Raw genomic sequence first — 24,523 nt, 5'->3', positions numbered from 1 at the left:
ATAACATGAAAAAAAGGGTTCCGATTCCTCAGCTTAACAAAGTCAGAGCAATGCTTCAACAAGAAATAAACTCGAAATGTCCTAATTGTGAAAATAAAGATGTTGGACATTTTGAAATTCATCATATTGATGAAAACCCAAATAATAATTCAATGGATAATCTTATTTTGCTTTGCCCAATTTGTCATTCTAAAATCACAAAAGGAGACATTCAAATAGATGAAGTAAAAAAATGGAAGAATAATTTAATCAATAAAAATGCTGATATTCAATTTATTTCTGTAACCATTGATAATGAAAATTGCGGTTGGGAAGCTATTAAAGAAACCAAGAATGCTTTTGAAGCAGTTAGCTTTAAATCACTATTTCCAATATTCAATTTTACATTTATCAATAATTCTGACAAAACTATTCTACTAACTAATATTGAACTAAAAAACAAAAGACTTCCAATTGGTTTATCAGGACCAATGATTGAAATACCAACATTACTTAGACCAACAATCAAATACAAAATTAGATTACCTAAAGATGGAGAAACTGTAAACACTATTTTAAATAATGAAATTATAATTCCAAAAAACACAGCTTTAAAATTTCAAGTTGAAATTTTTAATGATTACATGGAAAGTTTTTTGCCACCACATAATAAATATGCTGTATTTTTTAAATTTGGATTTAATAATGATTTTTATATTGATGCTCCGATGATTTTATTAAACTCATCTGAATATTATGATAAATTAAGTTATACTGGGTTAGCATAAAAACGACTTATAATAAACAATACATGAGATTAGCTGCAATTTGGGTTGAAGATTATATGAAAATTAAAAATCAAGGTTTTAATTTTGGAGGTAGAAATACTTACGAATTCAATTTTGACCAAGAGAAAAGAATTTTAAATTTAAGTATTCAGAATACAGATGATTATTACGACTTATTTAGTAATTCTGAAATAATAAATATATCTGGAATTATAGGTATAAATGGTTCAGGGAAAAGTTCATTATTAAAATTAATAAATGTAATTGCTGCTGAAAAACCATTAGTAAACAATGTGGTTGTCATTATTGAAAATGAAGAAGATAACTCATATGAAATAATTGATTATGTCAGTACATTTTCCCATTTTGGAAAAAAACAAACTATTAACATTTCACTTCCTGAGAAAGGAATATTCTCTGAAGAAAATGGTAAAATAATCAAAAAAAAAAACATAAATCCCTTTAAAGAAATTGATTTAATTTTTTATTCAAATTTAAGTTCAAACCAAAACGTAAACTACTTAGGATTAGACAATCCTTTAAACCGTTCGGTTGATTATCAGTTACGCCAATCACTTTCACCTAGTAAGGTTTCTGAATATTTAAAAGATTACAATAAAAAGAAGGAAGGTAATGAAACCTATTTATTTTTAGAAGAAAGCTTCAATTTACAATCTATATATCAGAATGAAAGATTAGAAAGAATGGTCAATTTTCTTTCTGATAGTTTTGAAAATCAATTTTCAATTATAGGAGATATTAAATTTCCGGAAAAAATAACAATATGGTTCAATGAAAATATTTTCCCAGAAACAATTAAATTGATTGAAAGTTCTAAATATGATTTTAAGAGATTAGCAGACATATCTAAGCATTGTTTTAAATTATATAATGAAGAAGTCAATTTTAAAGAAAAGCTTAAAAAAGGAATTAAATTTCATTACTTATTTTTTGCCTTCTATAATGATTTTTTTAAACGAACTGGTGAATTTGGTTATCTAAAGAATGTATCAGCATTTGTTGAATCACTTTCTTTAGATGATAATATTTTCAATTCTATATATGAATATTTAATAACTCAAAAAAGTCAAAAACAAAACTATGAAATTGATAAAATAAATGACTTATTGAAGAATCTAGATGTTTTACTTGAAAACATTGAAATATCAGAATCTAAAGAGTTTTTTGGTAATGGAAATTTTGAACTATCCTTAAACAAGAATTTATGGAAATTTCTAAAAGAAATACTTTTAATAACAGATTTCAGATCAGAAGCTCTAATAAATTACAGTATTACACCTTTTAGTTCAGGTGAAGATGCTATTTTATACCAATTATCAGAATTTCATGAAGCATTTAAATACTCTCATAAGGACAATATAATCATTAGTATTGATGAAGGAGAATTATATCTACATCCTGAGTGGCAGAGAAAATATATTAATACTTTATTTCAGTTCTTTCAACTTTATGCTAAAAAGTTTAATAAGGGAATTCAAATGATTATAACCTCACATTCTCCATTTATAGTTTCTGATATTCCAAAACACAATCTGATATTTTTAATAAAAGATGAGAATGGTTATTGTAAAGTTTCTAAATCAGAAAATCACTTACCAACTCTTGGAGGAAATATTTTCGAACTTTTTAATGATGGTTTTTATGTTAAGGAGTTTATTAGTGAGTTTGCCTTTGATAAAATTAATCAAGCTATAAAGTTTCTTAATAATGAGGAATCCGATTTTGTAAACATACTTGAAGTTGAGAATTTCAATAAGTTAATTGGAGAATCTTTAATTCGAGATGAGATTCAAAAAATGATTGATTTTCAAAAAATGAAAAATTTTGATGAATACTACGAGTTTATCAAAACAGATATAAATAACAATAAAGAAACGAATTAAAATGATTAGTGTCCACTATTCAAATTACAAATCTTTTTTAGAAACTCATTCAGAATCTATTCTGGACTATTGTAATACAACTGCAAAAAAATATAGTACTAAAAAAATAGATGCTTTGGTGAAATTACATTTTGGAAACATCATCAATAATTTTGAAGATTTATTAAAAGCTAGTCCTCTAAAATTATATGAAATTAAAACTTATTTTGACACACTGCCTTTAACTGATAAAAGCATAATCAAAACAGATTTTGACCTCGAAACGCTGTATAATTATTTCATTCAAGGTATTTATGAAAATAGAAAACTTGGTATTAAATACTCTTCTTCGTATTTAGCTGATAATCTAGATATCTTCACTTGTCCATATTGTAACGAAAACTTCACATATTCATTTAGATATAGAGGAAGTGTAACTCCTATTAGAAGAACATTTGATTGGGATCATATTTATTCCAAAATAGATTATCCATTTCTTGCTATTTCATTCTTTAATCTAGTGCCATGCTGTAAAGCCTGTAATTTTGTTAAGTTGAATCAAAATGCAGATTTTTTCAATCCTCATCTTAATGTCAATGTTAATAATTCCTATTTTTTTCTATTAAATCCAATTGGAGCAGGTTTTATTACAGATACAAGTAAATTAGAATTGAATCTAGTTCTAATTAAAACTAAGTACAAAGAAGAATTTAAAAAATCTATCGAAACTATAGGTTTACTAGAAAGATACAAAACTCATAAAGAAATAATAAAAGATATTCTTAATAAACAAAGAATGTACCCAATAAGTTATATAAGTGCTATTAGTAATCAAATACCTTTAGCAAACAAACCTAGATTAAGTCGATTAAGAGCAACCCTTTATGGAACAAATTTTAATCATCAATATTATTATAAAAGACCATTTTCAAAGTTAACTTTTGATATTTTAAACTATACAAAACCTTAATAATTTTGTAATATTAGGAAGATCTAATATTTTACCAATTCACCGAAGTATATAGATTACAAAGCTTTTAAACAAATATCTTAAGTACAAGTGACCTATCTCATTAACTAATTCACCTGCACAAAAATCGCTCCTAGTCCAAGTATTCCTAGCATCAATTATTTGTTTGCTTCATTTCGCTAATTTCATGTAAAAAAATCGGCACGCTATCGCTGATGTAATTTCACCCACCCAGTCCAACGCTCCCCAACGCTCCTGTGGTATTTTGTGTGTTTTTAGCACTTGTTTTACCCAAAGTAAGTCAATAAAAAAAGGCTCCCTGTTTTCCCAACCCCTCGCGCACAGTCCGCCTTTTTTTATCCACTTACACCCAATCCCAAAAACAAACGCTAAAAACACACAAAAACCACTCCCAAGCTATTATTACATAATAAACCTTATAATTCATTCCCAACACCCCACGCAGTCCCCCTGAAAGTTATAAGGGTTATTATGTAAAATATCCGCTCCCAGCCGCACCCACCCGAAAAAGAAAAGGAACGCTACCGCTAACGTAATTTGCATTGTTTTTTGAAGATGCTTCCCATTTCCAATTCACACTCTCCACTGAACACTAAAAACTGAATATTGAACACTTTCAAAGCATCCTCAAAAATCAAACTATCACAAGAGTGTGTTTTTCTTTTTTCTCATCTTCACAAAACCATATTGTCAAACCGAGCGTAGTCGAGGTCGTCTAGCAAAAAAAAAAAAACACACCCTTATTCACAAGTCCCGATTGAACACCCCTAAAACCTCATTTCATAAGAACATTTTGGGTAAACATTTTTACAAAAAAAAGGATAAAAAAGAAGCCAAAGGTTTGTTCCGGGTATTCAAAAAAGCAAGTTCAAGCCTTCGGTTCCGGATAAAATCTCCACCCATACATTTTCAAAACCACCACATCCACTTAGCGTTTCCACAGACGCATAAGGGTAGTATTTTACCCGTAAAACTTGCTTTTTTGAAACCCTCCACAAGGCAAAAGGGCTTTCTTTTTTTCCTTTTTTCTTTTGCAAAAATGTGTGTGGGGCATCTCGGTTTCCATTCACATTTCGGGCAATCACGAAGGAAAGACGAAGGAAGTTAACCTGTTAAATCCTTGTACTATGGACACTATTTTTATTAAAACCCATCAACCTGGGGCGCACTATGCCAAACCGCACTTTTTCGTATTATCAAAAGGACTAAATAGCGGAAAACCTAGCAATGAAGCTTTTACAAACAGCTTTGTACTTGTATTTCAAACCGAAGCTCAAAAAGAGGACATTTTTTGGATAGCCATTAGCCTATGGAAATCCAAATTCTGGATGCCTTTTCTTCGCGGTTCGGTTATTCCGTTCTTATCCCTCTATGAATTCAAAAAAGAGTTCAATCCAAAAGCAACCCTATTGATGCGTGAACACGAGTTGCATCATAAAAACATCCAAGCACTCAAGCTGCTGCAAGAACAAGAAGCTCACCACGCAAAAAATATCCACCTAATCAACGAAATTAGAAATGCTATTTTAATGAGTTACAGAAAAAAATAACTAAAAACTCAGATCTAAAGGTCTGAGCTTTTTAATTTTATAAAAGAAATTAAATTGAAAGAATTAATTTATATTTGAAAGAGCAAATTTGTTATGAAGTACCTTAAATCTAACTAGTTTTTCTTTTAAGAACTTGACATTATTGCATTTTTAAATTAGTATGTTAAAACTTATAAAAACGAAAATGAAAGAAAATATTCAGGAAATATTAAATGAAATATTTGACCCTCTTATACTCGGAGATGAAAACAAAGTTCATAAATTAACTAAATCACCAAGCTTTAAAGAAATAGAGGGTTTTGCCGAATTGATATTGAAAGATGAATCTGAAGAAAGCTTTCAATTTTTTTTATCTCAAAATTCTCATTTCCTATTTAGACTTGCTCCATCTTCTGATGAAACATACCTAGGGATTTTAATGAAGCCTCCAATTAGTAATTTTAATTTTGCAGATTACGCTATTTTTAGCGTTAGTCAAGGTGGTTGCAGAGTTTTACTAATTGAAATTGAAAGACCTAACGATAAATTATTTACCAAAAAATTAACTCCAGCTAATAAATTGCAAATTGCTTTAGGGCAAATTAACGATTGGGATGAATGGATTCAATCAAATAAACAAACTTTCTTTAATACTTCATTCCGTTTATTGAAAGAATCTCCTAAATTTCCAAAAAAAGGTGAAAAAGGAAATTTTATTTATTGTTCGAAAAATCAATTAGAAGCTTTATGGAATGGATTTGGTGGAAATGAATATTGTACCTTTGAATATTTAATAGTTTTAGGAAGATGGAGCAAACTTAATGAAAGAGAAAAACAGAGGTTAATGTATTTAAATAATAGTTTTTCAAAACAAAACATTAAGATTAGAACTTATGATAATTTAATTCGAAAATCTATTGATGGACCAAAGCATTTATGGTAAGAATAAAAATTTATTTCGTAAACTGCGTTTTAATTAAACATTGTTATTAATTCTCAAGGACAATATGGGACAAAGAACGAGAAATCATTTAATTGAAGATGAATCCAGACTATTTTTTAAGAAATCTTTACCTAAATTTTGGGTTTGTAGAGATAAAAATGACGACTATGGTATTGATTGTGAAGTTGAAATTTTTGATAATAAAGGAAATTCAACTGGTTTAGTTTTTTGGGTTCAACTTAAAGGTACGGATTCCGATAAAAATAAAACAATTAAAAGTATATCTTTTAAAAATGAAAAAATCATACAATTTATTAATTATGATATACCTGTTTTAATTGTTCGTTATTCATCACATAAAAAGGCGTTTTATTACAGGTGGTCACAAAATATCACAAATTTTAAAACTGAAAATAAATATATAAATGTATTATTTTTTGAAAATAATTTATGGGATGAAACGAGTCATCAAGGTATTATAGATTATTTACAACGACAATTATTTATTAAACAAGGTAAGATTAAGTTTCCAATAAAAACTTTTGTTGAAAGAGAAGATTATGATGAAAATAGAACAATAATACCTTTTTCAAATATTTCAATAATAAAAAATTGTATTGAAAAAAAGAATAACTATTTTAAGTTAACTAAAATTTCTAACGATTCTATTTTACAGATTAAAGTTGATAAAGATCAAATAGTTTTGAGTTTTACCGATTTTGTTTTTGCAAGAATGAAAATAAATTTTTCCAATCTGCAAGAACATCATTATGAAGAACTTACAAAATATATTTTAATTACTTTTGCTCAAGTATTATTTGATATTGGTAAGAATAATTTGGGTAATGATGTTATTTTTGAGAATGGTTTACTCGCCATAATAAAACAAAAAAAAGATTTTATAATAAATATTTTACATCATTTAATTCAAGGTAATTATTTTGAAGAAACATTAAAAGAACTTTCACAATTTTTTAAAGTTAGTGATGATGATAATTTAATTGAAATTATAATGAGTGTTATTTTAATTTCAATTAAAAAGGATTTTAGTGAAGATAAGCTATTAATTTACGAAGATTTTTTAGTAGAACAACTAGAAACTGCAAAATTTAAAAAAGATAAGTTAAGTATATCGACTGCTCTTTATAACCTAGGAAATCATTTTAGGAGTTCAAAAAAATTTGAAATATCTTTAAAATATTATTTAGAAGCTAGAAAATATAATCCAGAATATAAAAAACAAGCTTATTACTATTATGAAATGGCAGGTGTTTTATTTCTTTTAAAGAAATTTTATTTTGCTAGTAAATTCTATTCAAAATCTATTGAATTACAAACGGACTATTATTTGGCTAAAGCTTTATTAGCTGACTCTGTTATGTTTTTAGGAGATTATTCATCAGCAGTAAATATAATAGATCAATTCCTTACTGAGAACGTAAATAATATACATATTGATGAATGGGTATTAAAATATACATGTTTAAAGTCTCTATTAGACAGTGGTTACCCATCATTACAAAAACGTGATGAAAAAACTGCAATTAAATTCACTAAAAAAGGTGAATTTGAAAAGGCTCTTCAATATGATTTTTTATATGATTTAGCTTGGTTCAATCTAGGTGTTCAAGAATCAAAAAAAGACAATGTCGAAAATGCGTTTATTGCTTTTTCATTTTCTGCTTTACTTCGCAATGGTGATCTTGAGGCATGGAAAAATGCTACATTATGTGGTCTGAATGAGAAAATAGGTTTAAATCTTTTGGTTACGGTCATAAGAACCGCTTTTTTTTATAACGGTCAAAATTATATTGCATCTGTATTTAATGATTTAAAAATATATTATCCTGATAGTTTGGATTTTATTATGGAGTTAATTGATAATACAATTGAAGATAATACAGAAGAAACAACTACTATTAGATATTTTGAGAATGAGAATAAGTTCACAAAAATTGATTTAAAACTCAATTCTTAAAAATCTTAACCAACAAAAATATAAATCAAAAGCCCAGTCTCACAACTAGGCTTTCATTTTGTTTAACCCAAAGGTCACCACAACTAGGGGTAAACTTATTTTTTGTGCCTCTTATTTAGGCTTTTAAGTAGTAACGAAATCGTAAAACTGACAACGGCTCCAACGGTAGCTAAAATAACCGTTTTGGCAATATCATCAGAAGAAAGATTAGGTACAATACTTAAAAATGTACCTCCAGCAGTTCCAATCAATGTAGGATTATTTGCTATCATCAGTTGTAGTAAGCTGACTTGCAGCTGATAAAACTCCACCAGCAACAGCTGCATAACCACCAATAGTAGTTATAATTGCAGGTAAAGCAATTGGAGCTGCTAAAATAGTCCCTCCTACTGCTGCCAATGCTAACCCAACAGTTCGAAGCACTTTAAAAAACTTTGGTGTGGGAGCTGTAGCTCTATTTATAATTTTTTTCATAATCTAAGTTTAAGATTGAATAAATATTTCAACACTTTCATTTTCGTCCAAAGCTTTATAAACAAAGTCTTTAAGCTTAGTAAAAGCCTTTCTCGACATTAAACCTAATCCAGGTCCAGAAAGTTGGGTAACCGGTGCAATACAGCCTTGTAATTCCCTTTTAGCATTATTAGCTGGATGTATTAAAATATACATTCTATTAGGAACATCCACCAATTCTAAATGCCACTTATATTTCGCACTGTATCGCTTTCTAATAAAATATTTCCCTTCCGGAACACAGGAAACTTTCGTCTCGTTCATCTTCCACGGCAATTCAATTGTATAACAAATCAATTTACCCTCGCTTTCGAGTTTACCATTAGTTCCATCAGGGAAATAAGTTCTAGTTAAAAATAAAACCATACTTCTAAATTCTGATTTCTAATTTCTAACTTCAGATTAAACACCACTATCAACTTTCGCAATCGATAATGGGTTAAAAGCACCATTTTTCAATGGATACATCTGACCGTTAATCTCTTGATAAAACTCAACACCTAGAGCCAAAAATAAAGGCTTAGTTGAGTTAGCAGTAACTGCATTTACCTGATTAATTGGAACAGTTGCAGTTGCATCCCATGGCAAGATTGCGGTTTCAGAAGTTGCTACCACATACGTTTCAGCCTCAAAATCAACTTCTGCCCCTCCAGAAATAATCTTAAAATGTGTCGTACCACTTGGAGCTGCAATCATATTCGCAGGAATAAAAGAAGCCAAATCTACTTTTATCTCACCTGCAACACGATCAATTGATGCCACATACGGAGCAAATAAAGTGGTTCCCAATTTACCACGAATATTGAATTCAAATCCAAATAACAATTCAGCTTCACCATCAATAACGTTACGCAAACCACGAACACTTACTGTATCCGCTTGAATTACTTTCATCATTGCCTGTGTCAATCGACTAACCATTCTACCATCTGCAGAGTTTAAAAGCAATGGTCTAAGAGCAGTTCTTAGCATTTTTCCTGCCTTACCTGCTCTACCAAATTCAGAGCCATTCTCACGCGTTCTCTGAAACGCAGGGTCACTTGCTATTCTACTAGCATCAATTCCTCCCTTCTCGCGAGCTAAGTGACCATCCTGCGTCTTATAAAAGGTAATATCCCCGATAGTACCTTTCAATTTAATTATGCCTTTCTGTCTAGCCATAATTTCTAAAGTTTTTGATTAATACTCCTTTTCAAATTTCACTTTCATTTCGATAATCGTTGCAACTAAATCCCGAATGATTTATTCAAAGTTTCATTTATTAAATTCATATTTCAAACTCTCTCTTTTAGAAAACATACAAAAACATAAATAATCAACTATTTTAATTATACCAATCATTCAAATTTTACTTAAATTTGTCTGTTGTTGAAAGTTAGGCAAAGCCTAGTCAAAGGCATAGATAAAGTATTAAAACTAAAAGAAGTGATACCAAGCAGCACCAGGGTATGTATATATCCAAAAGACGTGCAGCGCATCATGGGAAAAGAATACGCTCAAGCAAGATTATATCTATTGAAGATTAAGAAACATTTTAATAAAGAACAACATCAACTAATCTCAATAGAAGAATTTTGCGAGTATACTGGACTTAAATTAGAACACGTAGTGCGTTGCATAGTAGGATAAAATTTAAACAGCTATAAAGACTGCTAAATCACTGAAAAAACTTGTAACTAGTTCAAAAATTAGTGTTGATTTTCAAAAAATTATGCTTAAATTTACAGTATACGATTTAAGATAATTTGATTAGTTTAAAAAGGTGGTAAAATCGGTTACCCTAATTTAGTAACCTCTCACACCCCCTTTAAAATATGAAGTTTTGAGAAAGGTTGTATTCTCGGCGACTCCACAAATAAACCTGTAAAATAATTTTACAGGTTTATTCATTTTATAATTTTTCCATTTACTTTCACCGGAATTAGTCATTGATGCTTTATTCATTAAAGTGCTTCTAACCTGAAGTAATACTTTTTCTCGCTATAAGGCTTACAAGCAATTGTTATAAATCCTCTAAAGTAATGATGCGCTCTTTTAAACCAAAAACCACTACTTCAATAATATTCAAACAACTAGTCTTATCCATTATGGTTTTTCTATGAGCTTCAACTGTTCTTTTGCTTATAAAGAGTTGATCCGCAATTTGCTGACAAGTCAATCCTTTTGCCGACCAAAATATAATTTCTTTCTCTCGGGGTGAAAGTAAATCTTTATCTAAAGTTAAACGATTATCGTTTTGTTTTTCTTTCCATAAAATTGCCTCTTTGACAACATCTGATAAAGAAATGTCAAAATAATAGTCTTTTTCAATCATGCTCAATACGGCATCTTTAAATGAATCTGTTGAAGAATTTTTGGAAAAAAAACCATTAGAACCCGATTCAAATATTTGATGAATAGACTCTTTTGTGGTAAGTTGCGATACGGTCAATATCTTAACAGCTGTGTTTAATTGCTTTATTTTTTTACATAAGGTAAATCCATCCATAATTGGCATTTGAATGTCTAATAAAATCAAATCAACTGTGTTATATTCTAAGTAATTTAAAAGTAAATTTCCGTCATCGGTATCAAAAACAACTTCTATAGTAGGTATTTGTTCTAATACAAAAATGAGACTCTTACGGAACAATTCATGATCATCTACAAGGGCAACCTTAAACATAGTATTATCGTTTTATTTGAATGATATAAATATTAAATCCGTCTTTAGTAACTTGTTTCATGACTGCACCAATTCTCTTCAATCTGGAAATAATATTCTGTAAACCTCCACTATGACGCAATTCTAATGCAGAAAAGAAATCAAATGAAACACCATCATCTACAATACTTATTTGCAACTCTTTTGCATAACTCAAAAAAACTAATTCTACTTTTGAAACATGACCATGCTTTAACATGTTTTGAATCAATTCCTGAATCAATCGAAACAATGCATATTTCTCATGGGAACTCAATTCAAAAGCATTCAAATCGCCTTTCAATACAAAAGTAGCTTCTGAATGCGATTGCAAAAAATCGAAATATACTTCTAGTGCGGCTTTTATTCCCTTTTGTTCTAATAAAGGAGGCATTAATTTTTGACTAATTACCCTAACATTTTCTGTTGTTTGTTGAAGTGTACTTTGCAACAATTGAACATGAGCTTTAAATTTGGGATCTACTACTCCCGATTCTAATCCAGCTAATGTAAATTTTAATGCATTTAAATCTCCCTGTACTCCATCATGCAAATCTATCGCAATTCGTTCGCGCTCCCTTTTTTCGCTCTCTAGTGCTGTTTGCAATAATAAATTAGCCTCATTACGCTTCATCTTCATAAAATGATTCTGATAAAATAGTACTAAAAACAACAAACCAAATACCAAAAACAGCATAATACCTGTTCCTAAAATAAATGCGTTTTTTATATCTTGAGTTATTTCCATGCAAAACGTAAATTTATGCCAATTTAAAAGTTAACCTGTTAATAGTACTAAGTATTTATACGTAATTAATTCACTATTTCTTTTCTAGCTTTCCACATACCAAGTATTAATAAAGTCTTGTGAAAAATATTAAAAAATAAATTAATCAACCAATAATATTGAAAATTAGGTCTTTCGTTTTTATAAATAGCATCCGCAAATAAAAACAAAACCAAAACACCCGTGTAGTAAAATAAAAATCCTGAAACAAAGTAAAAAGTTGGACTATCCGATAAGGATTGCAATGAAACCTCCATAAACACTCTCTTAAACCAAATAAGAGCATAAATTAAAATTAATAAAGTAAGAAATGAAACCAAATACGATAAGTTATTCATATATTTTTCCATCGTATGAGAAAAAACCAAATAAACAAACATTAAAAAATACAACAAACTACTCACTCGAAACCATTGCTTTCTCTCTTTACCTAAAATGATATAAAAAAAATATTGAATCGTAAAAAAGGATAAAAAATCATAAGTGTAAAACCAAGGAACCGAATTTATTCGCAATAAAAATGTAAATACAAATTCATAAATTCCACCTACAAAACTTAAGATAACAAAAGGTAAAATGGGTTTAATTTCCAAAGTTAAATTCCTCTTAATAATCCAATAAAACAGTAAGGGAAATAAGGAATAAATTATCGTAAAAAGTAATAATATTTTCATAAAGTGTCTTATACAAGTTTTCAAATATAAGGCATTATAATTTGGATTTGTAATTTATCTAATGTTGATTTGTAAAAAATTCCACACCATGTACATGTCACCCATTTATACCTTTTTTTTCTACACTGCAATTATTTCAGGACTTATTCCACTACTCCTTATATTCATAAAAAATTCTAAATTTAACAAATTTAAAAATCCCATTTTACCCTACATTGTTCTTGTATTTATTGCTAGTTTGTACGAATATTTTGGTTCTTATATACTAGAAATAAATACTGTTGCTTGGTTCATGATCTATAAAGTAGGAGCATTTGGTACCTTAAGTTATTATTTTTATCACCTGTTAAATAAAAAATTTAAAGTCATCTTTATAGCGTTTACAATACTATTTACTGTAATATTTTTTATAAATCTTCCTAAAGTAAGCAATGAAACCTTTTTAAATATTAATGGCTTTTTAAATGCTATAATAACGGTATTTATCATTATATGCGCTATTTTATGGTTCAAACAATTACAGTGGAAAATTAATTTAAATTCACATCCTAACTCCTATATAATTTTCGGACTACTTCTTGTTTATTGTGGTACGCTATTTTTGCATTTATTCGGATATAGTATCTATCTAATTAACAAAGAACTGTTTTTTACTGCATGGATACTTAATTTATTTCTAAATCTAATAAACAGACTATTGCTAACCTTTGGAACTTGGAAAATTTTGAAGTCGCATTACAAGAATTAAGTATAAATACGTATAAGCAAATCTATATTTTTACTTAGTTTTACGCTTTAAATTAAATTTCAAAAAATGAAAAAAAAATTATTATTAGCGCTATCATTAGGATTAATGATTACGTTTACTGGGTGTAGCAGTGACGAAGACTCAAGTACAACATCAATTGTAGGAAAATGGAAGTCTGAAAAATTTGATTATTACACAAATGGAGTTCTTGACGAAACTGTAATTACAGTTGAAGAGAATTCAAGTTGTCCAGATTACGTTGAATTCAAATCAAACGGTACCTATGTTTCGATTGAAAATGATGTAAATTGTAATGCAACAGCAGATGCAAGTGGTACCTATACATATAACGGAACCAACATTTTTTACAACAGTGGAGGTGTAACTGAAACCATTACCGTAATTTCATTAACCTCATCTCGCATGAAATATGACATAACCGAAACTTCATCTGAGGGAATCGTTTATAAAACAGTAGGGTACTTAAAGAAAATCAATTAATAAAACTTAAATGGTTTATATAAAAAAAGGTTTACTAATTAGTAAACCTTTTTTTATTCCATTTTTATTACTATTCCATTGAATAAGCTTTGAACTCACCATTTGTAATATTAATAGTTTGGTCATTACTATTTGTTATAGTTGCTGTAAAAGTTCCTTTGATATAATCACCTGTCGATTGTGTTATTGTAATAGTTCCTAATTCCGCAAAATCAAAATCAAAATTCAATGCCTGAGAATCAAATGAAATTTGATACGGATTTTCAAAACTATCATCAACATCAAAAGTTCCATTTGATAGCATTAATGGCAACCAAAGAGTTAATTGTGTATCACCAGGATTTGTTAACGTTCCGTTATTTCCATTAATAGTAATAGCTCCAGATTCCGCAGTAATAATGTCTCTGAAATTATAATTAGTTCCATTAATAGTAAACTTAATATAAGTATCTGAGTTTCTAGAATTACTATCATCAGAACTACATGATAACAACGTAAATAAAATTACGGCAATTGATAAGATTTTTTTCATTTTTTAAAGTTTAAAATTATTGGCAAATCTAAAAATCAAAATGCTTATCCTTCTAAGTATAAATACCTAATTTGTATAACAAAGTAAAAATCTTTTGAAAGTAAAAAAATATTTCAACATCGCAATACTTTATTCTTCTTAAGGAAAAAAAATAAAAAAAGCCCGCAAACATTACATCTGCAGGCCATCCTATTTGGGTAAATAAGAACTTATTTTTTTACATCAAAACGATCTAAATTCATTACTTTAGTCCATGCTGCAACGAAGTCATTTACAAATTTTTGTTGGTTATCGTTTTGTGCATACACTTCAGCTATAGCTCTTAACTCAGAATTAGAGCCAAAAATCAAATCCGCACGAGTAGCCGTCCATTTTAATTCGTTGGTTTTCATATCACGACCTTCAAATACTTCCTGATCGTTAGAAGCTGATTTCCAAGTAGTTCCCATTGCTAATAAATTAACGAAGAACGCATTGTTTAATTTATCTTTTGAAGTACTAAAAATACCATGTTTAGAACCATCATAGTTAGCATTCAAAGCTCTCATACCTCCTACTAAAACAGTCATTTCAGGAGCCGTTAAAGTCAATAATTGGGCTTTATCTACTAATAATTCTTCTGTAGAAACCGTGTATTTTGTTTTTAAGTAATTACGGAAACCATCTGCTTGTGGCTCTAAAACTGCGAATGATTTTACATCAGTTTGTTCCTGAGAAGCATCCATTCTACCTGGTGTAAAAGGAACATTAACGGTATAACCTGCATTTTTAGCTGCTTGTTCAACTCCTGTATTTCCAGCCAATACGATTAAATCTGCCAAAGACACTTTTTTATCTTTCGATTTTGCATTAAAATCAGCCTGGATTTTCTCTAAAGCCGATAATACACGATTCAATTGTGCAGGATTGTTTACTTCCCAACTTCTTTGTGGCTCTAAACGAATTCTCGCTCCATTAGCTCCACCTCTTCTATCTGAACCTCTGTAAGTTGAAGCCGAAGCCCAAGCCACAGATACCATATCTTGAATACTTAATCCCGAAGCTAAGATTTGCGCTTGTAATCCTTTCACTTCTTTTTCATTGACTAATTTGTGATTTACTGCTGGAATTGGATCTTGCCAAATTAAATCTTCTTTTGGTGCTTCTGGTCCTAAATAAGTGGTTTTAGGTCCCATATCACGGTGTGTCAATTTGAACCAAGCACGAGCGAAAGCATCATTGAAAGCTTTTTCGTCTGTTAAGAAACGTCTAGAAATTTTCTCGTAAATTGGATCATAACGTAACGATAAGTCAGTCGTTAACATATAGGGTTTGTGCATTTTGTTTTTGCCAAATGCATCAGGAATAATCTTATCATCTGTTTTAGCAATCCATTGTTTCGCTCCTGCTGGACTTGTAGTTAATTCCCAATCATATTTGAACAAGAACGTTAAGTAATCGTGACTCCATTTTGCTGGAGTTGATGTCCAAGTAACTTCTAAACCTGAAGTAATAGCATCTGTCCCTTTTCCTGATTTATAGCTGCTTTTCCATCCTAATCCTTGCTCTTCAATTGGCGCTGCTTCAGGATCTGGCCCGACTAATTTAGCATCACCAGCACCATGTGTTTTACCTAAAGTGTGTCCACCTGCAATTAAAGCAACAGTTTCTTCATCATTCATTCCCATTCTTCCAAAGGTTTCACGGATGTCTTTTGCTGCTAATACCGGATCTGGATTTCCATTAGGCCCTTCTGGATTAACATAGATTAACCCCATTTGTACTGCCGCTAATGGATTTTCTAATTTTCTTCCTTCCGAATAACGTTGGTCATCTAACCATTTGGTTTCTGGTCCCCAATACACATGCGACTCTGGTTCCCAAACATCTTCTCTACCTCCTGCAAATCCAAAGGTTTTAAAGCCCATGTCTTCTAATGCAACGTTACCTGTTAAAATCATTAAATCGGCCCAAGAGATTTTATTACCATATTTTTGTTTGATAGGCCATAACAAACGACGTGCCTTGTCTAAGTTACCATTATCTGGCCAACTGTTTTGAGGTGCAAAACGTTGCATTCCAGCACGAGTTCCTCCTCTACCGTCGCCAGTTCTATACGTTCCCGCACTGTGCCACGCCATACGAATGAACAATCCTCCGTAATGACCAAAATCGGCTGGCCACCACTCTTGTGATTGTGTCATTAAGGTACGTAAGTCTTTCTTTAAAGCTTCATAATCTAACGATTGGAATTCTTTTGCATAGTCAAATTTTGCTCCCATAGGATCTGACTTTTCAGAATTCTGACGTAATACATTCAAATTCAATTGATTTGGCCACCACTGTTTGTTTCTATCAACTGTTGTAGTCCCCACAGTTGCAGGAGTGGTAGTAGTGCTATTCTTGCTGTTGTGATAATCAGCAGCATGAGGTCCGCTGTGAGGATTTTCTTTAGAAATACTCATCGTTCTCCCTGTTACTGGACAAGTAGCCGTTTCCTGTGCTATTGCAAATAACCCAAGAAATAAACTGGTTGTTACTAATACTCTTTTCATAAAGCTAATTATTTGTTTTTAAAGTTGATCAAATTTCGATTAATTTAAAATGGTTTTTTTATACTTTAGAATGTTATTTTTTATATAAGTATAGATTTTATTGATAAAGAGTTGTAGTCTACTATAAGAAATACCTATTTTAAATAGTACTGCTCTTATACTCTAAAAATACCGTATTAATATTTATATTTGTACAAAATATTAATTATGCAACATATTATAAATCGCTTTATAAGCTACGTTACTATAGACACCGAATCTGATCCAAATTCAGATACTACTCCAAGCACAAAAAAACAATTAGACCTAGCCAATCTATTAGTAAAAGAACTAAAAGTAATGGGGATGACCGATGTAACTATCGATAAAAATGGTTATGTTATGGCTACTTTAGAAAGTAATGTAAAACACGAAGTTCCTACTATAGGTTTTGTTTCTCACTACGACACTACACCTGATTTTACTGGAGCTAACGTAAAACCTCAAATTGTAAAAAATTATGATGGTGGTGATATCGTTTTAAATAAGAAACAAAATATCGTTTTATCACCAAGTTATTTCAAAGATTTACTTTTATATAAAGGACAAACTTTAATCACTACCGATGGAACTACATTACTTGGTGCCGATGATAAAGCGGGTATTACCGAAATTATGTCGGCAATGGAATACCTTATTCAACATCCAGAAATTAAACACGGTAAAATTCGTGTAGGTTTTACGCCAGATGAGGAAATTGGTCGTGGTGCTCATAAATTTGATGTTGAAAAATTTGGTTGTGATTGGGCTTACACCATGGATGGAAGTCAAATTGGAGAATTGGAGTACGAAAATTTCAATGCCGCTGGAGCTAAAATTACATTCAAAGGAAAAAGCGTTCATCCAGGATATGCTAAAGGAAAAATGATCAACTCGATGTTGTTAGCCAACCAATTCATTTCTAAATTACCAAAGAAAGAAATTCCTGAAAAAACTAAAGGTTACGAAGGATTCTTTCACGTAGTTGGAATTTCTGGAAGTATTGAAGAAACAGTGGTTGAATTAATCATTCGCGACCATAGTGCTAAAAAATTCAAAGAGAGAAAAGAGTTTATACATGAATTAGCCAATAAATTCAATAAAAAATGGCAAAAACAATTTGGTGAAGAAATCGTAATTGAGGAAGTAAAAGACCAATACTACAACATGAAAGAAAAGGTAAAACCTGTTTTCCATATTGTTGAAATTGCCGAAAAAGCGATGAAAGAATTAGGTATAAAACCAATCATCAAACCTATTCGAGGTGGAACTGATGGTTGTCAATTATCGTACAAAGGATTACCTTGTCCGAACATCTTTGCAGGTGGTCATAACTTCCACGGGAAATATGAATATGTTCCTGTTGAAAGTATGGTTAAAGCTACTGAAGTTATTGTGAAAATTGCTGAAATTACAGCTACAACTAAAAAATAAATCTATTTCATAATAGATAACTATTATAAAGACAGGCAATTTACAGCTTGTCTTTTTTTGTATATTCGCAATTCTATTCTTATTCAATAAAAATCAAAACAATTATGTTTCAAAAAATAAACCTTAAAAAGAATCTATTATTAGTTGCGCTTGTCTCAATTTCTACAATTACGTTAGCACAAGAAAAACATCTTAAAAACATCAAACAATTAACTTTTGGTGGCGATAATGCCGAAGCTTATTTTAGTCCAAAAGGAGATAAACTAACGCTTCAAGTTACCAATAAAGCCTTTGGAGTTTCGTGCGACCAAATCTTTATGTTGGATTTACAAGCTCAAGAATTTAATGAAAAAAGCTTACAATTAGTTTCAACTGGAAAAGGAAGAACTACTTGTTCTTTCTATATGCCTGATGGAAAACATATTATTTACGCTTCCACTCACGCAGCAGATCATGCATGTCCGGCTCCACCAAAACCAATTGATGGTAAATATCTTTGGGCAATTTATCCTGAATTTGACATTTACATGGCTGATTTAAAAGGAAATATTGTAAAACAATTCACTAATTCTCCAGGTTATGATGCAGAAGCTGTGGTTTCACCTGACGGAAAAAAAATTGCGTTCACCAGTATTAGAAGTGGTGATTTGGAAATCTATGTAATGGATATTGATGGTAGCAATTTAAAACAAATCACTTCTGGATTAGGATATGATGGTGGTTGCTTCTTTTCGCATGATAGTAAGAAAATCGTATTCCGTTCATCTCGTCCAAAAACGCCTGAAGCGATTAAAGAGTATAAAGATTTATTAGCACAAAATTTAGTAGCGCCATCTGAAATGGAAATCTATACTTGCAACATCGATGGTACTGATTTAAAACAGATTACGAATCTTGGGAAAGCCAATTGGGCACCTTACTTCCACCCTTCTGATAAAAAAATTATCTTCTCCTCGAATCATCATTCCACACGTGGTTATGATTTCCAATTGTACATGATTGATACCAATGGTGAAAATTTACAGCAAATTACTTGGGAAAGCGAATTTAATGCGTTTCCAATGTTTTCTCCTGATGGAAAAAAATTGGTGTTCTCTAGTAACAGAATGCAAAGCAAACCAAGAGAAACCAATGTGTTCATCGCGGATTGGGTTGAAGGTGATGCTGCCGAAATTGCACAACCAAAGTCACTAAAGAAACACATTAGTTATTTAGCTTCTGACGAATTACAAGGACGTTTAACGGGTTCAGAAGGCGAGAAAAAAGCTGCCGATTATATTGCAAAAGAATTCAAAGCTTTAGGATTAAAACCTTATGCAAACAATAGTTATTTCCAAAAATTCAATTACAAAGTAAAATTGAATCCTCATGCTACAGATGGTTCGGGTGACAAAGCCAATCAAGGAACCAATGTAATTGCGTTTTTAGATAACAAAGCTTCTAAAACCATCATTATTGGAGCACATTACGACCATTTAGGTTTAAACGAACACAACCATTCTACAAAACCTAATTCACATGGCGAAATTCATAACGGAGCAGATGATAATTCTTCTGGTGTTGCTGGAGTTTTGGAATTAGCTCGTATGCTATCAAAAAACAAAACCAAAGAAAATGCGAATTATATTTTTGCTCTATTTTCAGGCGAAGAAGATGGTTTAATTGGTTCAAAACACATGGCAGAAACTTTAAAATCATTATATCCTAATGTAGTAACGATGATAAACATGGATATGATTGGAAGATTAAATGCAGATAAAGGGTTAACTGTGGGTGGCGTAGGAACTTCTCCTGAATTCACAAACATCGTAAACAAAAATAAACCAGCTGGCTTTAATGTTACTTTAGACCTTGCAGGACAAGGACCTTCTGACCACACTTCATTTTATTTAAAAGATATTCCGGTGTTGTTTTTCTTTACTGGTACTCATAATGATTATCACAAACCAAGTGATGATGAGGATAAAATCAATTACTACGGTGTAAGAAACATTACGGATTATGTATTCAGAGTTTGTTCAGAAATTGAGAAATTAGAGAAAGTTGAGTTCACTAAAACAGCTATGAATACTGAAAAAGTAGTTCCAAAATACAAAGTAACTTTAGGAATTATGCCTGATTACACCGATCATGGAGATGGTTTACATATTGATGGTGTTACGGATAATCGTCCGGCTCATGCAGCGGGAATTTTAGCGGGTGATATTCTAGTAAAAATTGGAGATTGCGAAATAAAAGAAGTATACGGTTATATGGATTGCTTATCCAAATTAAGTGTTGGCGATGAAAAAGACGTAACCATAATGAGAAACGGTAAACCAATTACTGTAAAAGTAAAATTCTAAAATTTAATTAAAGAGGACTTTGTTCCTCTTTTTTTTTATGAAGATTATTTATATTTGATAAACACAAATGCATACAATTTTGGAAAAAGAAAACAAATGGAATAAAACCAACCAATGGGAAAACGAATTAGAGCAATTACACGCTATCATTCGGAAAACACCTTTAATTGAAACTACAAAATGGGGTGGTCCTGTTTATACCTATAAAAACAAAAATGTAGTTGGTATCGGTGGTTTTAAATCCTATTTTGGAATTTGGTTTTACAATGGTGTTTTTTTGAAAGATGAAAAGAAATTGCTCATCAATGCAAATGAAGAAAACACGAAATCATTAAGGCAAATGCGATTCAATTCAATTAACGAAATTGATGAGAAATTAATTTTAGCCTATATTAAAGAAGCTATTGAAATTGAAAAAAAGGATTGGCTATTCCAAAAGAAAAAAAGGAAACAATAATTCCTGAATTACTACAAAACGAATTGGATAAAAATTCAGACCTTTTAAACAAATTCAATGCATTTGCTCCTTACAAACAAAGAGAATTTATTGAATACATAACTTCTGCTAAACAAGAAAAAACACAAATTACTCGTCTGGAAAAAATCATTCCAATAATTATAGAAGGACGAGGTTTAAACGACAAATACAGAGCATAAAAAAAGCCGAATTTCAATATTGAAATTCGGCTTTTTTACTATTTAAAAAATCTTATTTTGCTGCTAATTTAGCGCTCATTTCCATAGAAATAGCAGATTTCTCCATTTTAATTTTACCTGCCATAGTTTCAACTACTACAGTATCTTCATTCATTTCTGCAATTTTACCGTGGATTCCTGCTTTAGTGATGATTCTATCCCCTACTTTTAATCCGGTTTCAAATGCTTTTTCTTTTTTGGCTCTCTGTTGTTGTGGTCTTATTAATAAGAAATAAAACACGGCAATCATTAATACTAATTGTATTGCTAAACTTGAATTCATATACTAATTATTAAAGCTACTATTTAGCAGCTGGTGTTACATTTGCTTTAATTTTGAACGTTTCATGACCATTCTCAGTATTAGTCGTTAACGTTACTGTTTTTTCTTGCTCTCCTGGTTTATTTTTAGAGTCAAAAGATACTTTTATTGGTGCAAAATCTCCAGGTTTAATTGGATCTTTTGGTGGTTGAGGAACAGTACAACCACAACTTCCTTTTGCATCTGAAATAATTAAATCAGATTCCCCAACATTTTTAACGGTAAATTCTGTTTCCACTACATCACCTTCTGTAATGGCACCAAAATCATGAATTTCTTTGTCTAATTCTATTATTGGTAATTTTCCAACTAATACTTTTTCTGCTTCAACAGTTTTCATATCAGCATCTGTAATTTTATCGGCTGCACTTTCTTGTCTACAAGAAACGGCTAAAAAAACAAATGAAACAGCTAATAAACTAAGTGATTTTCTAATCATATTATTAAAATTTATAATAAACCTCTACCTGATTTTTTTAATTTACCATCTTGAGTAAATTCTTTTACCAAGTTATCTAAAATTCCGTTGATAAAAATACTACTTTTTGGCGTAGAATACTCTTTTGCAATTTCTAAATATTCGTTAATTGTTACTTTCGTTGGAATAGATGGAAATTTCAACAACTCACAAATTGCCATTTTTAAGATAATGGTATCAATTTCAGCAATACGTTCTACATCCCAATTAGGCGTTTTATCAATGTACTCTTTTGATAATTCCATTTCATTCAAAACCGTTTTTCTAAACAAGTTTTTTACGAAATCTTTATCATCTTCGTCTTTGTAAACTTTTGGAACAATCAAAGTATCATTTTCTCCTTTTAATTGTTTGATTTGTTTCACAATTAAAGTATTAATTGCTGGTAAATCGTCCAACCAAGTCAATTTATGATCTTCCAAATAATCATATAAACGGTCGCTTGGAGCGATAACTTCAGTATATAAATCAACGATGAATTTTTTATCATCTTCAAAATCACCAACAGGTTTTTGCATGTAATTTTGATACAACTCACTTTCTTTAATCGTATCAATTAAACCTAAAATAATATCATCATTTAATTTCCAGTTATTGATGTTATGATCATCTATAGCAGTTTCCAACGCTTCCGATTCGGTTAGTAAAACCAAAACTTTATTATTGATAAATTTTAAGTTAGGATTGATTTCTTCTTTAGTAGCTAAATGTTTTTTAGAAGCCAAATCGATGTATTCTTCTTCTTTCTTTTTGATTTCTATTAAGGCTGAAAGCAATAAAAGATACAAGTTTTGGGTGTTTTCGATACTTTGAAAAAGAAATTTTTCTTCTTTATCCAAATTATCAGATTGGTGTTGGTGCATTGCATAAATACTTTGCATCACTTTTACTCGGATATGTCTTCTGTTTAACATACTAATTAAGAACTTTATAAAATTAAAAGAGCGAAAAAGTTGCCTCTTTCGCTCTGCAAAAATACAATTTTATTTAAAACGAATTACTTCTTTAATTCATTTTTTGCATCATCAATACGTTTTTGCGCCATTGAAAAAGCCGCTTGATGTGTAGTAATGTTGTTATCATCTGCAAATTTAAAAATCTCTAATGCTGTATTATAGATGTTTTCTGTTTTCTCCATTACCTGAGCATTCGTCCATTTTACCAATTCTGAATACACGTTGATAACACCACCTGCATTGATTAAGAAATCAGGTGCATATAAAATACCTTTTTCTTTTAAGATTTTTCCATGAACTGCTTCGTTTGCTAATTGATTATTAGCTGCTCCAGCAATAATAGAAGCTTTGATATTGTTTATAGTAGCATCATTAATAGTAGCTCCTAAAGCACAAGGTGCGTAAATATCTACATCAGCACTGTATATGTCAGCACCAGTAAAAATTTTAGCTCCATACTTAGCTCCTACTTGGTGTACTCTATCTTCGTTGATATCTGTAATCGTTACGATTGCACCACTTTCTGTTAAGTGTTGCACTAACGATTCACCAACGTGACCAATTCCTTGTACTAAAACACTTTTACCTTCTAAATTATCAGAACCGAATTTATATTTAGCTGCTGCTTTCATTCCCATGAAAACTCCGTAAGCTGTAACAGGAGAAGGGTTTCCAGAACCACCTCTTTCAACAGAAATACCGGCAACATGTTTTGTTACTTCGTTAACTGTATCCATGTCTTTAGTTTCCATTCCTACATCTTCTGCAGTGATATATTTTCCTGATAATGAATCTACAAACTGTCCAAAACGACGCATTAATTCAGGTGTTTTTTGAGTTTTAGCGTCACCAATGATAACCGCTTTTCCACCACCTAAATTTAATCCTGAAATTGAGTTTTTGAAAGTCATTCCACGAGACAAACGCAAAACATCGTTTAACGCTTCCCATTCGTTTGTATAATTCCACATTCTAGTTCCTCCTAATGCAGGTCCTAAAACTGTGTTATGAATTCCAATAATTGCTTTTAATCCTGTATCTTTGTCGTGACAAAATACAACTTGCTCATGACCATCAAAAGATACTTGACCAAAAACAGGGTCTACTTTTTGAAGCTCATTGGCTTTTAATAATTCTGCTGTCATGCGATTTGAGTTATGTTGAAAATTATTCAATATTTAGTTACAATATTACGAATAATTTTAAAATGA

At 30.6% G+C, this 24,523-nt stretch carries 24 protein-coding genes; 11 read left to right on the top strand and 13 right to left on the bottom strand.

Going from position 1 to position 24,523, the window contains the following annotated elements; genetic code table 11:
• Positions 1-5 precede the first annotated feature (5 nt).
• From Q0075_RS06460 to Q0075_RS06435, 6 genes are all read left to right on the top strand, one after another.
• Entirely contained in the window at positions 6-767 is a 762-nt protein-coding gene (locus Q0075_RS06460; RefSeq protein WP_297868793.1) for an HNH endonuclease signature motif containing protein, read from the top strand.
• Between the two features lie 23 nt (positions 768-790).
• Entirely contained in the window at positions 791-2,671 is a 1,881-nt protein-coding gene (locus tag Q0075_RS06455; RefSeq protein ID WP_297868792.1) for an AAA family ATPase, read from the top strand.
• A 1-nt stretch (position 2,672) separates the two neighbouring features.
• Positions 2,673-3,620 (top strand): hypothetical protein, encoded by a 948-nt coding sequence (locus Q0075_RS06450; protein ID WP_297868791.1) that lies wholly within the window; start codon positions 2,673-2,675, stop codon positions 3,618-3,620.
• 1,148 nt (positions 3,621-4,768) lie between these two features.
• Positions 4,769-5,191, top strand: a complete 423-nt coding sequence (locus Q0075_RS06445; protein ID WP_297868790.1) for a hypothetical protein — start codon at positions 4,769-4,771, stop codon at positions 5,189-5,191.
• Positions 5,192-5,375: 184 nt separating this feature from the next.
• Positions 5,376-6,113 (top strand): Shedu anti-phage system protein SduA domain-containing protein, encoded by a 738-nt coding sequence (locus tag Q0075_RS06440; protein WP_297868789.1) that lies wholly within the window; start codon positions 5,376-5,378, stop codon positions 6,111-6,113.
• Positions 6,114-6,177: 64 nt separating this feature from the next.
• Positions 6,178-8,091: a DUF4365 domain-containing protein gene (locus Q0075_RS06435; RefSeq protein ID WP_297868788.1), complete on the top strand. Its 1,914-nt coding sequence runs from the start codon at positions 6,178-6,180 to the stop codon at positions 8,089-8,091.
• A 95-nt stretch (positions 8,092-8,186) separates the two neighbouring features.
• Here Q0075_RS06435 and Q0075_RS06430 read toward each other — a convergent pair whose 3' ends face one another.
• From Q0075_RS06430 to Q0075_RS06395, 7 genes are all read right to left on the bottom strand, one after another.
• Complete coding sequence (locus tag Q0075_RS06430; protein ID WP_297868787.1) at positions 8,187-8,363, bottom strand: hypothetical protein; 177 nt, start codon at positions 8,361-8,363, stop codon at positions 8,187-8,189.
• Positions 8,350-8,565: a hypothetical protein gene (locus Q0075_RS06425; RefSeq protein WP_297868786.1), complete on the bottom strand. Its 216-nt coding sequence runs from the start codon at positions 8,563-8,565 to the stop codon at positions 8,350-8,352. Before Q0075_RS06425 ends, Q0075_RS06430 begins: the two co-directional genes overlap by 14 nt.
• A gap of 9 nt (positions 8,566-8,574) precedes the next feature.
• The gene (locus Q0075_RS06420) at positions 8,575-8,970 is read right to left on the bottom strand and encodes a DUF5675 family protein (protein ID WP_297868785.1); all 396 of its coding nucleotides are present in this window, start codon (positions 8,968-8,970) and stop codon (positions 8,575-8,577) included.
• Between the two features lie 36 nt (positions 8,971-9,006).
• Positions 9,007-9,765, bottom strand: coding sequence for a hypothetical protein (locus tag Q0075_RS06415; protein ID WP_297868784.1), 759 nt, complete (start codon positions 9,763-9,765; stop codon positions 9,007-9,009).
• An 841-nt stretch (positions 9,766-10,606) separates the two neighbouring features.
• Entirely contained in the window at positions 10,607-11,269 is a 663-nt protein-coding gene (locus Q0075_RS06405) for a response regulator transcription factor (RefSeq protein WP_297868783.1), read from the bottom strand.
• A gap of 4 nt (positions 11,270-11,273) precedes the next feature.
• Complete coding sequence (locus Q0075_RS06400) at positions 11,274-12,035, bottom strand: histidine kinase (protein ID WP_297868782.1); 762 nt, start codon at positions 12,033-12,035, stop codon at positions 11,274-11,276.
• Between the two features lie 65 nt (positions 12,036-12,100).
• Positions 12,101-12,748: a hypothetical protein gene (locus Q0075_RS06395; protein ID WP_297868781.1), complete on the bottom strand. Its 648-nt coding sequence runs from the start codon at positions 12,746-12,748 to the stop codon at positions 12,101-12,103.
• A gap of 814 nt (positions 12,749-13,562) precedes the next feature.
• On the opposite strand from Q0075_RS06395, the gene Q0075_RS06390 reads away from it, so the two are divergent.
• A complete protein-coding gene (locus tag Q0075_RS06390) occupies positions 13,563-13,997 on the top strand; it encodes a lipocalin family protein (protein WP_297868780.1) in 435 nt (144 codons plus the stop codon).
• A gap of 70 nt (positions 13,998-14,067) precedes the next feature.
• On the opposite strand, the gene Q0075_RS06385 is transcribed toward Q0075_RS06390, so the two are convergent.
• Together Q0075_RS06385 and katG are read right to left on the bottom strand one after the other, a co-directional pair.
• Positions 14,068-14,529, bottom strand: coding sequence for a hypothetical protein (locus Q0075_RS06385; protein WP_297868779.1), 462 nt, complete (start codon positions 14,527-14,529; stop codon positions 14,068-14,070).
• Positions 14,530-14,738: 209 nt separating this feature from the next.
• Complete coding sequence (gene katG, locus Q0075_RS06380) at positions 14,739-17,063, bottom strand: catalase/peroxidase HPI (protein ID WP_297868778.1); 2,325 nt, start codon at positions 17,061-17,063, stop codon at positions 14,739-14,741.
• A gap of 207 nt (positions 17,064-17,270) precedes the next feature.
• On the opposite strand from katG, the gene pepT reads away from it, so the two are divergent.
• The 4 genes from pepT (at position 17,271) to Q0075_RS13145 (ending at position 21,517) form a co-directional block, all read left to right on the top strand.
• Complete coding sequence (gene pepT, locus Q0075_RS06375; RefSeq protein WP_297868777.1) at positions 17,271-18,515, top strand: peptidase T; 1,245 nt, start codon at positions 17,271-17,273, stop codon at positions 18,513-18,515.
• A 104-nt stretch (positions 18,516-18,619) separates the two neighbouring features.
• Positions 18,620-20,860 (top strand): M20/M25/M40 family metallo-hydrolase, encoded by a 2,241-nt coding sequence (locus tag Q0075_RS06370; protein ID WP_297868776.1) that lies wholly within the window; start codon positions 18,620-18,622, stop codon positions 20,858-20,860.
• 67 nt (positions 20,861-20,927) lie between these two features.
• Positions 20,928-21,317 carry a DUF1801 domain-containing protein gene (locus Q0075_RS06365; protein ID WP_366798252.1) on the top strand — a complete coding sequence of 130 codons (390 nt, stop codon included), beginning with the start codon at positions 20,928-20,930 and terminating at the stop codon, positions 21,315-21,317.
• Complete coding sequence (locus Q0075_RS13145) at positions 21,284-21,517, top strand: YdeI/OmpD-associated family protein (RefSeq protein ID WP_366798250.1); 234 nt, start codon at positions 21,284-21,286, stop codon at positions 21,515-21,517. Before Q0075_RS06365 ends, Q0075_RS13145 begins: the two co-directional genes overlap by 34 nt.
• A 52-nt stretch (positions 21,518-21,569) precedes the next feature.
• Here the strand turns inward: Q0075_RS13145 and yajC are convergent, their stop codons facing one another.
• The 4 genes from yajC to Q0075_RS06345 all read right to left on the bottom strand — a co-directional run bounded on the left by yajC (position 21,570) and on the right by Q0075_RS06345 (position 24,457).
• A complete protein-coding gene (yajC, locus tag Q0075_RS06360; protein WP_291108988.1) occupies positions 21,570-21,839 on the bottom strand; it encodes a preprotein translocase subunit YajC in 270 nt (89 codons plus the stop codon).
• Positions 21,840-21,858: 19 nt separating this feature from the next.
• Positions 21,859-22,317 carry a DUF1573 domain-containing protein gene (locus Q0075_RS06355; RefSeq protein WP_297868775.1) on the bottom strand — a complete coding sequence of 153 codons (459 nt, stop codon included), beginning with the start codon at positions 22,315-22,317 and terminating at the stop codon, positions 21,859-21,861.
• A gap of 11 nt (positions 22,318-22,328) precedes the next feature.
• Positions 22,329-23,270 (bottom strand): transcription antitermination factor NusB, encoded by a 942-nt coding sequence (gene nusB, locus Q0075_RS06350; protein ID WP_297868774.1) that lies wholly within the window; start codon positions 23,268-23,270, stop codon positions 22,329-22,331.
• Between the two features lie 83 nt (positions 23,271-23,353).
• Positions 23,354-24,457, bottom strand: a complete 1,104-nt coding sequence (locus Q0075_RS06345; protein WP_297868773.1) for a Glu/Leu/Phe/Val dehydrogenase dimerization domain-containing protein — start codon at positions 24,455-24,457, stop codon at positions 23,354-23,356.
• Between the last annotated feature and the right edge of the window lie 66 nt (positions 24,458-24,523).

The organism is uncultured Flavobacterium sp. (genome assembly GCF_937967675.1).
Taxonomy (GTDB): Bacteria; Bacteroidota; Bacteroidia; order Flavobacteriales; family Flavobacteriaceae; genus Flavobacterium.
The sequence above is the reverse complement of the archived record's forward strand: the minus strand, read 5'-3'. Positions and strand labels throughout refer to the sequence as shown.

What these genes read in the sequence shown, in the direction of transcription:
- Q0075_RS06370 (WP_297868776.1), top strand. Translation starts at nt 18,620, where the DNA reads ATGTTTCAAAAAATAAACCTTAAAAAGAATCTATTATTAGTTGCGCTT.
- Q0075_RS06415 (WP_297868784.1), bottom strand. Translation starts at nt 9,765, where the DNA reads ATGGCTAGACAGAAAGGCATAATTAAATTGAAAGGTACTATCGGGGAT.
- pepT (WP_297868777.1), top strand. Translation starts at nt 17,271, where the DNA reads ATGCAACATATTATAAATCGCTTTATAAGCTACGTTACTATAGACACC.
- Q0075_RS06395 (WP_297868781.1), bottom strand. Translation starts at nt 12,748, where the DNA reads ATGAAAATATTATTACTTTTTACGATAATTTATTCCTTATTTCCCTTA.
- Q0075_RS06405 (WP_297868783.1), bottom strand. Translation starts at nt 11,269, where the DNA reads ATGTTTAAGGTTGCCCTTGTAGATGATCATGAATTGTTCCGTAAGAGT.
- katG (WP_297868778.1), bottom strand. Translation starts at nt 17,063, where the DNA reads ATGAAAAGAGTATTAGTAACAACCAGTTTATTTCTTGGGTTATTTGCA.
- Q0075_RS06425 (WP_297868786.1), bottom strand. Translation starts at nt 8,565, where the DNA reads ATGAAAAAAATTATAAATAGAGCTACAGCTCCCACACCAAAGTTTTTT.
- Q0075_RS06455 (WP_297868792.1), top strand. Translation starts at nt 791, where the DNA reads ATGAGATTAGCTGCAATTTGGGTTGAAGATTATATGAAAATTAAAAAT.
- Q0075_RS06345 (WP_297868773.1), bottom strand. Translation starts at nt 24,457, where the DNA reads ATGACAGCAGAATTATTAAAAGCCAATGAGCTTCAAAAAGTAGACCCT.
- Q0075_RS06445 (WP_297868790.1), top strand. Translation starts at nt 4,769, where the DNA reads ATGGACACTATTTTTATTAAAACCCATCAACCTGGGGCGCACTATGCC.
- Q0075_RS06460 (WP_297868793.1), top strand. Translation starts at nt 6, where the DNA reads ATGAAAAAAAGGGTTCCGATTCCTCAGCTTAACAAAGTCAGAGCAATG.
- Q0075_RS06420 (WP_297868785.1), bottom strand. Translation starts at nt 8,970, where the DNA reads ATGGTTTTATTTTTAACTAGAACTTATTTCCCTGATGGAACTAATGGT.
- Q0075_RS06430 (WP_297868787.1), bottom strand. Translation starts at nt 8,363, where the DNA reads ATGATAGCAAATAATCCTACATTGATTGGAACTGCTGGAGGTACATTT.
- nusB (WP_297868774.1), bottom strand. Translation starts at nt 23,270, where the DNA reads ATGTTAAACAGAAGACATATCCGAGTAAAAGTGATGCAAAGTATTTAT.
- Q0075_RS06440 (WP_297868789.1), top strand. Translation starts at nt 5,376, where the DNA reads ATGAAAGAAAATATTCAGGAAATATTAAATGAAATATTTGACCCTCTT.
- Q0075_RS06355 (WP_297868775.1), bottom strand. Translation starts at nt 22,317, where the DNA reads ATGATTAGAAAATCACTTAGTTTATTAGCTGTTTCATTTGTTTTTTTA.
- Q0075_RS06435 (WP_297868788.1), top strand. Translation starts at nt 6,178, where the DNA reads ATGGGACAAAGAACGAGAAATCATTTAATTGAAGATGAATCCAGACTA.
- Q0075_RS06450 (WP_297868791.1), top strand. Translation starts at nt 2,673, where the DNA reads ATGATTAGTGTCCACTATTCAAATTACAAATCTTTTTTAGAAACTCAT.
- Q0075_RS06385 (WP_297868779.1), bottom strand. Translation starts at nt 14,529, where the DNA reads ATGAAAAAAATCTTATCAATTGCCGTAATTTTATTTACGTTGTTATCA.
- Q0075_RS06390 (WP_297868780.1), top strand. Translation starts at nt 13,563, where the DNA reads ATGAAAAAAAAATTATTATTAGCGCTATCATTAGGATTAATGATTACG.
- Q0075_RS06365 (WP_366798252.1), top strand. Translation starts at nt 20,928, where the DNA reads ATGCATACAATTTTGGAAAAAGAAAACAAATGGAATAAAACCAACCAA.
- Q0075_RS06400 (WP_297868782.1), bottom strand. Translation starts at nt 12,035, where the DNA reads ATGGAAATAACTCAAGATATAAAAAACGCATTTATTTTAGGAACAGGT.
- yajC (WP_291108988.1), bottom strand. Translation starts at nt 21,839, where the DNA reads ATGAATTCAAGTTTAGCAATACAATTAGTATTAATGATTGCCGTGTTT.